The 11294-nt window shown below is 67.7% G+C and carries 9 protein-coding genes; 1 reads left to right on the plus strand and 8 read right to left on the minus strand.

Translation table 11 applies throughout. The features are described from left to right. Positions 1-3 precede the first annotated feature (3 nt). The 4 genes from flhF to FOB72_RS25875 all read right to left on the minus strand — a co-directional run bounded on the left by flhF (position 4) and on the right by FOB72_RS25875 (position 6704). The gene (flhF, locus tag FOB72_RS25860; RefSeq protein ID WP_150375596.1) at positions 4-2526 is read right to left on the minus strand and encodes a flagellar biosynthesis protein FlhF; all 2523 of its coding nucleotides are present in this window, start codon (positions 2524-2526) and stop codon (positions 4-6) included. 13 nt (positions 2527-2539) lie between these two features. Continuing rightward, positions 2540-4630 (minus strand): flagellar biosynthesis protein FlhA, encoded by a 2091-nt coding sequence (gene flhA, locus FOB72_RS25865; protein ID WP_150375598.1) that lies wholly within the window; start codon positions 4628-4630, stop codon positions 2540-2542. Continuing rightward, positions 4627-5769: a flagellar biosynthesis protein FlhB gene (gene flhB, locus FOB72_RS25870; protein ID WP_150375600.1), complete on the minus strand. Its 1143-nt coding sequence runs from the start codon at positions 5767-5769 to the stop codon at positions 4627-4629. The genes flhA and flhB overlap by 4 nt, the downstream gene beginning before the upstream one ends. Before the next feature lie 230 nt (positions 5770-5999). Beyond that, positions 6000-6704: a YceH family protein gene (locus FOB72_RS25875; protein ID WP_150375602.1), complete on the minus strand. Its 705-nt coding sequence runs from the start codon at positions 6702-6704 to the stop codon at positions 6000-6002. 84 nt (positions 6705-6788) lie between these two features. On the opposite strand from FOB72_RS25875, the gene FOB72_RS25880 reads away from it, so the two are divergent. Continuing rightward, positions 6789-8189, plus strand: a complete 1401-nt coding sequence (locus tag FOB72_RS25880; protein WP_150375604.1) for an MFS transporter — start codon at positions 6789-6791, stop codon at positions 8187-8189. A gap of 51 nt (positions 8190-8240) precedes the next feature. Here the strand turns inward: FOB72_RS25880 and FOB72_RS25885 are convergent, their stop codons facing one another. From FOB72_RS25885 to FOB72_RS25900, 4 genes are all read right to left on the minus strand, one after another. Further along, a complete protein-coding gene (locus tag FOB72_RS25885; protein ID WP_150375607.1) occupies positions 8241-8660 on the minus strand; it encodes an organic hydroperoxide resistance protein in 420 nt (139 codons plus the stop codon). A gap of 35 nt (positions 8661-8695) precedes the next feature. Further along, on the minus strand, positions 8696-9022 hold the full coding sequence (locus FOB72_RS25890; protein ID WP_150375609.1) for a hydroxyquinol 1,2-dioxygenase: 327 nt from the start codon (positions 9020-9022) through the stop codon (positions 8696-8698). Between the two features lie 164 nt (positions 9023-9186). Next, positions 9187-10503 (minus strand): ATP-binding protein, encoded by a 1317-nt coding sequence (locus tag FOB72_RS25895; protein WP_150375611.1) that lies wholly within the window; start codon positions 10501-10503, stop codon positions 9187-9189. Continuing rightward, positions 10500-11240 carry a response regulator gene (locus tag FOB72_RS25900; RefSeq protein WP_150375613.1) on the minus strand — a complete coding sequence of 247 codons (741 nt, stop codon included), beginning with the start codon at positions 11238-11240 and terminating at the stop codon, positions 10500-10502. The genes FOB72_RS25895 and FOB72_RS25900 overlap by 4 nt, the downstream gene beginning before the upstream one ends. Positions 11241-11294: the final 54 nt, after the last annotated feature.

Here is an 11294-nt window from a genome sequence, read left to right on the forward strand (position 1 = left end):
GGCTTACTCTCCCATCGATGCCATTTGCATGGCATCTGCCGATTCGGCATCCATCGACCGGGCGAACTGCGTTGCGGCCAGTGCGGTCGACTGCGGGGCAGGCTCGCTCGCGGGCGCGCCGGTCGCCGCCATCGAACGGCCCGGATAGTTCTCCAGCACGTCGAGCAGCGCGAGCAGACGGCCCATGCCTTCGTTCAGCACGGAACCCTGCACGGGGGCATTGACGCGCGCGAGCGCGCGGCCGGCAAGACGCGACAGGAATGCGGGCGCGGTCGGGCTCGGCGTATGCTGCAGACGCAGCGTGGTCAGGCCCAGCTGGATCGAAACGAGGTGACCATAGGTCGATGCATCGGATGCGGAGCCGTCGGCGGCGTCGCCACCCCGGCCCGCTTCCTGCGCGAAGTGTTCCACCGCGTGGCGCAACGTACGGAACTGCTCCTCGGCCGCATCGGCCCAGCGCGACCAGCGCGCGACCCGCGCCGCGTCACCGGCCAGTGCGGCGTCGCAGAGCATATATTCGGTGGCGAGCATCTCGCCGGTAGCGCGATCGACCAGACGCGACACCACGAGGCAAGCCTCGATGCCGGCTTCCGAACCGTCGGTACGCACACGCGCGGCGGTACGTACCTGGCCTTCCGGCACGCGCACCATGCAGTGGCCCAGCCATTGCACGGCATCGCGGTCGCGCCACTGCTGTTCGCCAATCGCGTGGAACGTCAGCGTGTCGGCGATGGTGTCGAGCTTGTTGGCCACGCCGTTGGCGATCACGCGCGTGGTCTTGCGCATGCCGGCCACCCAGCGTTCGCCGGTCTGCTGCCAGCGCGCGAGCGTGGTCGTCGTGGGCAGCGACGCATGCAGGTTGACGACCGTCCGTGCGGCGGCCAGCGTCGCGCGCACGGTGGCGGCTTCGGCTTCGGCTTCCGCCTCGGCAAGCGACTGGCGCGTGCGCGACGACGGCACGAGCGTGGTGGCCAGCGGCATGCCGTCACGGTCGGCGAGCCACAGCGTCTGCTGCAGCAGTTGCGGCGCCCGGCGGCCCTGCGTGGGCAGCGTGGTGGTGCCGGTCACGGCGAGCACATAGCGTTCGCACGCGCGCGCGGCGTCGCGGCACATCGTCAGGCGGACCTGCTGCGCGGCCTGGCGCAGGGCCGGGCCACCGACCGCGCGCTGCTGCCACAGCGAGCGCGCGAGTTCGAATCCGTATTGCGCGGCGTTCAGTTCCTCGACGCAGACGCCAACCGCGTTGGCGCTGTCGGTCAGCGAACGCAGCATGTCGTCGGCACCGCCCTGCGGGGCGGCGGGCGCGCGCGCTTCATCCACGGCTGCGGCGGCCTGACGGCGCGCGGCATCGGCATCCGCGAACAGCGAGCCGCGGCGCGGCGTCAGGAACGCGCGCTCGACGAGCGCCGCGCCCTGCGCGAGTTCCAGGTGCTCGGGCACGCGCTGGCCCGTGGAGGCATAGAACACCGGCAGGCGATGGCGAATCACGACGTCGAGCACGGAGCCCAGGTGCGTGGCCTCGTCGAGCTTGCTGATGATGCAGCCGTCCAGGCCGGCACCCGCGTTCGGGGCGGTATCGTGACGATAGGCGTGCACGACCTCGTTGAGCGTGTCGCCATGGCTCGCGCCGTTGAGCACCAGCACGCGCTGCAGGGGGGCCTGTACGCCAGCCAGCATCGCGATCTGGTCCGACAGGCTGCGGTCGCGCTGGCTCATGCCCACCGTGTCGATGATCACGAGGTGCTTGTCCTTCATCGCATTGAGCGCGAAGCGCAGGTCGGCCGCATCCTTCACCGCGTGCACGGGCACGCCGAGAATGTCGCCATAGATGCGCAGCTGCTCGTGGGCGCCGATCCGGAAGCTATCGGTGGTCAGCAGCGCGAGTTGCTCGGGGCCATGGCGCAGCACGAAGCGCGCGGCCAGCTTGGCCGTCGTCGTGGTCTTGCCGACGCCGGTCGGGCCGATCAGCGCAAGCACGCCGCCCTGCGCGAACAGCGTGTCCTCGTCGGACAGCACCGGTACCTTGCGCGCGAGTTCCTGGCGGATCCATCCCATCGCGGCCGGGCGATCGTAGCCGACGGGCAGCTTGCTGAGCAGCGTGCGCGACAGCTGGCCGGAGAAGCCCGCGTTGACCAGCCATTCGAAGAGCGATTCGCGCAGCGGATCGCCCGCGGATACGCCCGATACGCCCGATACGCCCGGGGCGCCGCCCGACAAACCCGCGAACTGACGCTCGAGCATCGCGCGCATCGACGCCAGCTCGCCACGCAGATCGCCGAGCTCGGCGCCGTCCTGCGGCGCGGTGGCGAGCAGCGATGCGGAAGGCTGCGCCACGACCGGCGTCGGATCGACGTACTGGATGGCGGTTGCGGAGACCGCGCCGAGATCGGCATCGCGCATGGCGACGATCTCCACGCCGCCCTCGACGGTGCGGTTGGACAGCACCACGGCGTCAGGGCCCATGGCCTCGCGCACCTTGCGCATCGCTTCGCGGCCATTCGCCGCCACAAACTTTGCCACGCTCATGTTCGTAGGTTCCTCAGGCAGCGCCGCCGATCATCGCGGTGATGCGGATATTGCGGTTGTCCGGTACTTCGGCATGCGACAGCACCTTCAGTTGCGGCAGCGTCCGGCGCAGGAAGCGCGCCATCAGCGGACGCAGCGGCGACGGCACCAGCAGCACCGGATCCAGCCCCAGTTGCTCCTGGCGCATCACGGCGCCCTGCGCCTGCTGCAGCAGCGCATCGGCCAGTCCCGGCTCGATGCCGCCGCCGTTCGACAACGCCTGCGTCAGCACACGCTCGAGACCCGCGTCGAGGCTGATCACCTGCAGGTCGGCGTTGTTCGGGAACAGCTGCTGCGTGATCGCGCGGCCCAGTGCCATGCGCACGAGCGCGGTCAGTTCGGTCGGATCGCTGATCTTCGGCGCATGTTCGGCAATCACGTCGAGAATCGTGCGCATATCGCGAATCGGCACCCCTTCGTCCAGCAGGTTCTGCAGCACCTTCTGCAGGCCCGTCAGCGAGATCGTCTTCGGCACGAGGTCTTCGGTCAGCTTCGGCGAGTCCTTCGCGATGCGGTCCAGCAGCGACTGCACTTCCTGGCGGCCGAGCAGTTCCGAAGCGTGGAGCTGGATCAGGTGGTTCAGGTGCGTGGCCACGACCGTACTGGCATCGACCACCGTGTAGCCGTAGGCCTGTGCCTGTTCCTTCAGGCCGGCATCGATCCACACGGCCGGCAGGCCGAACGCGGGGTCCCGCGTGGCGGCGCCGGGCAGCGTGCCCGTGACCTGGCCCGGATTGATCGCCATCCACTGGCCCGGCGTGGCTTCGCCCTGGCCGATCTCCACGCCCTTGAGCGTGATGCGGTACGCGTTCGGCTTGAGTTCGAGGTTGTCGCGGATGTGGACCACCGGCACGAGGAAGCCGATGTCCTGCGCGATCTTCTTGCGGATACTCTTGATGCGGCCGAGCAGTTCGCCGTTCTGCGCGCGATCGACCAGCGTGATGAGGCGGTAACCCACTTCCATGCCGAGCGGGTCGACCAGGGTCACGTCGTCCCACGTGGCTTCGGTCGTCTCCGGCGCGACGGTCGGCGCGCGCTCGTCGCGCTTCATCTGCGTCTGCGCGGCCGCGGCGTCGCGGCGCATCGTATAGCGCCCGAACCAGGCGAGCGAACCGGCCAGCAGCAGGAAGGCGAAATGCGGCATGCCCGGGATGATGCCCATCATGCCGATGATGCCGGCCGTCAGGAACATCACGCGCGGGTTCGAGAACAGCTGGCCCGTGAGCTGCTGGCCCACGTCCTGCTCGTTCGACACGCGCGACACGATCACACCGGCCGCGGTCGAGATGATCAGCGCCGGAATCTGCGCCACCAGACCGTCACCGATCGTCAGCAGCGTGTAATTGCGCACGGCGGTGGAGAAGTCCAGGTCGTGCTGCACCATGCCCACCACCATGCCCGCGGCGATGTTGATGAACATGATCAGCAGGCCCGCCACGGCATCGCCGCGCACGAACTTGCTGGCACCGTCCATCGCACCGTAGAAGTCCGATTCCTGCGCCACTTCGGCGCGTCGCTTCTTCGCGCCTTCCTCGTTGATCAGGCCCGCGTTCAGGTCCGCGTCGATGGCCATCTGCTTGCCGGGCATCGCATCGAGCATGAAGCGCGCGCCCACCTCGGCAATACGGCCCGCACCCTTGGTAATCACCATGAAGTTGATCACCACGAGGATCGCGAACACCACGATACCGACCGCGAAGTTGCCGCCGACCAGGAAGTGGCCGAACGCCTCGATGACCTTGCCCGCCGCGTCGGGCCCGGTATGGCCCTCGAGCAGCACCACGCGCGTGGACGCCACGTTCAGCGACAGGCGCAGCAGCGTCGTGAACAGCAGCACGGCCGGGAACGCGGCAAAGTCGAGCGCCTTCTGGGTGTACATGCCCACCAGCAGCACCATGATCGACAGCGCGATATTGAAGGTGAACAGCAGGTCGAGCACGACGGCCGGCAGCGGCAGGATCATCATGCCGAGGATCATGACGATCAGCAGCGGTCCGGCCAGCGCCTTCATCTGCGCGCCCGATCGGACGCCAGGCATGTTGAATAAGTTGGTCAGTGCGTTCATGCGCGGGCTTCCGGTACGGCGAGTTCATCGGGCACAAACAGTTCCGTCGGGCCGCCCGGCTGCGGACCGTTGGTGTAGTGCCAGTTCTTGAGTTGAAAGACCCAGGCCAGGACCTCGGCCACGGCGGTGTAAAGGCCCGAGGGGATTTCCCGGCCGATGTCCACATGCCGATGCAGCGCGCGCGCCAGCGGCGGCGCGGACAGAATCGGCACGCGATGCTCGGCGGCCAGCTCTCGAATGCGAGCAGCCACTTCGTCTGCGCCCTTTGCCACGACACGAGGCGCGCTCATGCGGCCTTCCTCGTACTTGAGCGCCACGGCAAAGTGCGTCGGGTTGGTCACGACCACGTCCGCCTTCGGCACCTCGGCCATCATCCGGCGGCGCGCGATCGCGCGTTGCTGCTGGCGAATACGCGCCTTGATATGCGGGTCGCCATCGCTTTCCTTCATTTCCTGCTTGACCTCTTCCTTGGTCATGCGCAGCTTCTTGTAGAAGGTCCACAACTGCCAGGGCACGTCGATGGCCGCGACCAGCAGCAGCGAGCCGGCCACCACGGCGCACACGTAGAGCACGAGCTCGGCCATGTGCAGCAGGGCCTCGTTGACCGGCGCGCTCATCAGCGCGATGGCCTCCGGCAGGCGGCGCCACAGCATCCACGACGCCACGCCGCCGACCAGCAGCGACTTGGCGATGGCCTTGGCGAGCTCCACGAGCGACTGCGACGAGAACATGCGGCCGATGCCCTTGAGCGGCGACAGGCGCGAGAAATCGGGAGCCAGAGACTTGGTCGAGAACAGCCAGCCGCCCAGCGCCAGCGGCCCGACGAGAGCGGCCGCGCCGAAAATCAGCAGGATCGGCAGGAACACGAGCAGGCAGTCCCAGACCATCACGGCGAACTGGGAGAGCATGCGATGGGTATCGAACGCGGTTGCCGGCTCGAACGCCAGTCCGGCGTGCATCGCCATGTTGAGCTGACGGCCGAGCGTGCCGCCGAACAGGTACAGCGTGGCCACGCCGGTCATGAGCATCATGAACGTGCCGAGCTCGCGCGAACGCACCACCTGGCCCTCTTCGCGCGCCTTTTCAAGGCGCCGGGCTGTGGCGGGTTCGGTTTTCTCGAGATCGCTTTCCTCGGACACTCACGCTCCTACGACGTCAGACACGAAGCGCGCGGACGGCCCTTCGTTAGCGTGAATTATCAAATCCCGGCGGGGCGGGCATTAGGAGGAAAAGGGAGGGAAATCCGCGCCTGTTTGGGGAATGAGCGGGCGCGAGGGTTAACGGTGCGGGGAAGAGGAAGCTTTAGGGAGGGACGGAAAATATGCCGATTACGGTACTCGAACGTCCCGCTGGCGCGCGCCGCCGCCGACTACTCGCCGTCCTTCGGCACGGCGATGCCGAGCTGACCCGCCATTTCCTCCACCAGCGCCTGGAGCCGGGCCACCTTGTCGGTGAGCGCCAGGTGGCTGATGCGCAGGGCCTCGAACTCCGACGGGGGGACGGACGACGAGCCGGCCCCGCCCGTCATGGCCGCGCCCTGCTCGGGAATCGCCACCTCGCCGCACAGCAGATGCATCCAGCGGCTTTCGCGCTCCCCCGGCGCGCGGGGCAACCGGACGACGAACGGCGGCTCGTGGGCCGCGAGCTCGTCGAGAAAGGCCTCCACCGACGAGATATCGGCAAACGAATGGAGCCGCGCGGAGTTAAGCCGCAATTCGGCCGCGGTCTGCGGGCCGCGCAGCAGCATGGTCACGAGCAGAGCCGCCGACTGGCTCGGTACGCCAATGACGCGGCCGAGGTTCTGCTCGAAGCGCGGCACGCGGCTGCTGCTGCCTTCGAACACGAGGCTGAGCGACTTCAGGCCATCGATCGCGGTCAGCACTTCGTCCTCGCTGACGCTCATCACCGGCGAGCGCGCGGTCTTCTGGTTACAGCCGGCCGTCAACGCGTTCAGCGTCAGCGGATACGTGTCGGGTACCGTGTACTGCTTCTCGAGCAAGACGGCCACCACGCGGCCCTCGATCGGTGTCAGGGCGCGGATCGGCGGACGGGATGCGGGAGACTCGGGTGCCATGCGTTGCGGGGGAATTCCATCTGGTGAGCGCACATTGGAACCCATGCGCGGGGATTACGCAATGTCGGCCGATATAATTTCGCGATGCCGACCGCCACCAATTTCCGCGTCACCGCCGCTGTCGTCGCCAGCGCGCTGTTCATGCAGAACCTCGACAGCACGGTCGTCGCCACCGCGCTGCCCAGCATGGCACGCGATCTGCAGGTCAGCGCCGTGCACCTGAGCAGCGCCATTACGTCCTACCTGATCGCCCTGACCGCGTTCATTCCGGTCAGCGGCTGGATTGCCGACCGCTTCGGCGCGCGCCGCGTGTTCATGGCGGCCATCGCCACCTTCACGATCGCTTCGGTGCTGTGCGCGCTCGCGAATGGCCTGCCCACGCTGATCGCCGCGCGTATCCTGCAAGGCATCGGCGGCGCGATGATGGTGCCGGTGGGCCGGCTGATCCTGTTCCGCGGCGTCAGGCGCGAAGATTTGCTGACGGCCACCACCTGGCTGACGATGCCAGCGCTGCTGGGTCCCGTGCTGGGGCCGCCCGTCGGCGGCTTCCTGACCGACGCGCTGTCGTGGCGCGCGGTGTTCTGGATCAACGTGCCGGTTGGCATCGTGGGCCTCGCATTGACGGCATGGCTGATCCCGCCATCCGCGCCCGAGCATCCGCCCGCGCCCGATCTCGTCGGCATGACGCTGATCGGCGCGTCGCTGACCACGCTGATGCTGGGCGTGGAAACGATCGGCCGCGGCCTGCTCCCTGACGTCCTGCCCGTGGCCGCCATCGTGGTCGGCCTGCTGTTGTTCTGGCTCACGGTCCGGCATTGCCAGCGCCGCGACGATCCGGCCATCGATTTCTCGCTGCTGCGCATTCCGACATTCCATGCCGCCACCGTCGCAGGCAGCCTGTTCCGCGCGGGCGCCGGCGCGCTGCCCTTCCTCGTGCCGCTGACGCTGCAGATCGGCTTCGGTCTCAGTGCCTCGGTCAGCGGCATGATTTCGCTGGCCAGCGCGCTGGGCTCGTTCTGCATGCGCCCGATGACACGGTTCGCGCTCGCACGGCTGTCGATGCGCACCGTGCTGATGGCCGGCAGCGTGTCGTTTGGCGCGGTACTGCTCGCCTGCACGACGCTGTCGCCAGCATGGCCGGCCGCTGCGATCTTCGTGCTGCTGCTCGTGGGCGGTTTGTCGCGCTCGCTAAGCTTTGCCTCGATGGGGGCGCTGGCATTTGCCGACGTGCCACAGCCGCGCCTCTCGGCCGCCACCTCGTTTCAGGGCACCGCGCAGCAGATGATGAAGGCCGTCGGCGTGGCCATCTCCGCCGGATCGCTACAGATCACGATGCTGTGGGGCGGGCGCACGCATGCGAACCGCTTCGACTTCGCATGCGCATTCCTCGCCATCGCGGTGGTGGTCCTCGCCTCGCTGCCGATGTTCGCGACGCTGTCGCCGGAGGCGGGGGAAGGCATCTCCGGCAAACCCCGGCGCTCATGAAACGACAACGCCCCCGCAAGGGGGCGTTGTTCATCGAGGCCTCGGGTCGTCTCAGACCAGATTGATCTCGACGTGGATATTGCCGGCCGTGGCCTTCGAATACGGGCAGGTCTGGTGCGCGGTATCCACGAGCAGGCGCGCGACTTCCCGCTCCACGCCCGGAATATGCACGTTCAGGCGGGCCTGCAGCAGATAGGCGTCACCGTTCTTGCCCAGATCCACTTCCGTATGCACGTTCAGGTCCTCGGGCAGCTTGATCTTCTGCTTCGCGGCGGCCAGTCCGATCGCGCCGATAAAGCAGGCGGACCAGCCCGCGGCAAACAGCTGCTCGGGGTTGGTGCCGGCGCCGGACGTGCCCGGCGACGACAGCTTGATATCCAGACGGCCATCGTCGCTACGTGCTTCGCCATCGCGGCCACCCGACGTGGTGTGGACCTTGGCGGTGTAAAGAACTTTGTCGATGCGGGTCATGATGTGCTCCTCGTTGTATTGGAAAAGGTTGAAGCTCAGGCGTAGGCGCCGTCGAGATACGGATCGACGCTGCGTGCCGGGGGCGCGGACACGCCGGTGTGGTCCTGGCCGGCGACGAGTCCGACCGATGCGGCGCGGGCGCCGTCGTAGTACGGATCCACGTTGCGCGCGCCGTCCGAGTACGGGCTGCGCGGCTCGCTCACGGTGCGGGCGCCGTCGTAGTACGGGCTGCGCTGTTCCGTGACCGAGCGGGCACCGTCGGTGTACGGGTCGCGCGTGCCGGAGACGGCTGCCTGGGCGGCGACGGCGGAAGCGGCGAGCGCGACGGCGAGAACAACTTGCTTGGCGAAATTGGCGTTCATGATGCGTATCCTTGATATTCGGTCGATGGGTTCGGCGACTCGGTCAGTGCGTCGTCGCCATGGAAGCTATTTAATGACACCGACGTATCGCGCCCGTATCGACATCGCGGCGATTTCGTGAGCCGACGTATCAGCGGAATCGCCTGATACATCCGTGTACAAACTCAGGCCGGCAGCGTGAGCCGCGCCTCCAGGCCGCCTTCCGTGCGGTTGGCCAGCGCGAGCTTGCCGCCCAGTGCATTCGCAAGCTGCTGCGCGATCGCAAGACCGAGCCCCGTGCCGCCCGTGCCACGGTTGCGCGACGCTTCGAGCCGATAGAACGGCTGCAGCACGCGCTCGAGCTCCGCGTCGGGGATACCCGGTCCGCGATCGCGCACGGCGATCGAGAGCTGCCCGTCCTGCGTGCGATCGACAGCCACGCTTACGTCGCCGCCGAACTTCAGCGCGTTGTCGATCAGATTGGTCAGGATGCGCCGCAAGGCCTGCGGCCGCGTGACGACGGGTGCGTCGAGGTGCCCGTCGATGGCGATCGGCTGCCCGCCATCGCGATAATCGCAGGCGATGCTGTCCAGCAATGCATCGGGATCGATGCGTACCGGCGTTTCCGCGCCACCGTGCAGCGTGCGCGCGTAGGTCACGCCCTCGCGCACCAGATGCTCCATCTCCCGCAGGTCGCCATGCAGCTTCGCGCGCGTTTCGCAGTTCTCCATCAGATCCAGCCGCAGCCGCATGCGCGTGATCGGCGTCTGCAGGTCGTGCGAGATCGCCGCGAGAATCTGGATGCGCTCGGACAGATATCCCGCGATGCGCGCCTGCATCGCGTTGAACGCCGTGGCCGCGTGCACGACTTCGTCCGGCCCCTGCTCGGGAATCCGGTCGCCCTTGAGATCGGGGCCAAGGTTTTCCGCCGCCGCAGCCAGTTGCTTGAGCGGCCGTGTGACCAGACGGACCGCGAGCCACGCGCAGGCACCGATCATCGCGAGCTGCACGCAGAACAGCACAGGCAGCCACGTCGATAGCACGATGCCGCTCGGCTTGACATCGACCGTCAGCGGGCTGCCGTCGGCGAGCGTCAGATGCACCTGAAAATGTTCGCCTGGGCCGGGCACCGCGTTGACGGCGGTCCTGTAGCGCGGCTCGAGCACGCCGACGATCGCCGTGGCCGCGCGCTGCGACATTGGCGACGCGAGCGCGGGGCCGGCGGTGCCGGCATCGAGCAGGTACGTATAGCTGCCGCGGTTGAGCCGTTCTACCCACATCGGCCGCTCCGCCGGCGGCAGGCGGTCGAGAATGGCCACCGATCCCGCGACGTCGAGCTCGAGGTTGCCGAGCATGAGCTTGTTGGCCGCCTGCATGCGCTCGATCAGCACGACCCCGAAGGACAGGCCCTGCGCCAGCGTGAGACCGACCACGAGGATCACCATCAGGCGCGCGAACAGCGTGCGCGGCCACAGCTTCCCTGCACGGGCAGCAAGGTTCATGAGCGGGCCTCACGGATTTCGACCGCGGAAGAGAACACGTAGCCTTCGTTGCGGACGGTCTTGATATAGCGCGGCTCGCGCGCATCGTCACGCAGGCGTTGCCGCAGACGGCTGACCATCAGGTCGATCGAGCGCTCGAACAGTTCGGCGTCGCGGCCCTGCGTCAGGTTGAGCAACTGATCGCGGTTGAGCACACGCTGCGGATGATCGAGGAACGTGCGCAGCAGCCGGTACTCGGCGCCGCTCAGCGAGACGATCACGTCCGTATCGTCGAGCAGGTGCCGCGCGGTGGTATCGAGCCGCCAGTTGCCGAACGACAGCACCGTGGCCGCTTCCGTCACCTGCAGGTTCGGCGGCAGCATGCGCGTGCGGCGCAGCACCGAGCGGATGCGCGCCAGGAGCTCGCGCGCGGCAAACGGCTTGACGAGGTAGTCGTCCGCGCCCATCTCGAGCCCGAGGATGCGGTCGGTCTCCTCGTTGCGCGCGGTCAGCATCAGGATCGGGGTATGCCGCTTCTCCCCGGCACGCATGTCGCGGCACAGCTGCAGGCCGTCCTCGCCGGGCAGCATCAGGTCGAGCACGACGAGGTCCACGGCGGCCTTGTCCAGCACCGCGCGCATCTGCTGGCCATTGGCCGCGAGCGAGACGCGCATGCCCTGGTTCTCGAGGTAGGTCCCCACGAGTTCGCGGATCTCGCGATCGTCGTCGACGATCAGGATATGGTCGGGCAAGGTCATAACACGGCTCCGCAGCGCGGCAATCATGCGCTATCCAGCGCGGTAACCGGATTA

It is taken from the genome of Cupriavidus pauculus (assembly GCF_008693385.1).
In the GTDB taxonomy this organism is placed as follows: Bacteria; Pseudomonadota; Gammaproteobacteria; order Burkholderiales; family Burkholderiaceae; genus Cupriavidus; species Cupriavidus pauculus_D.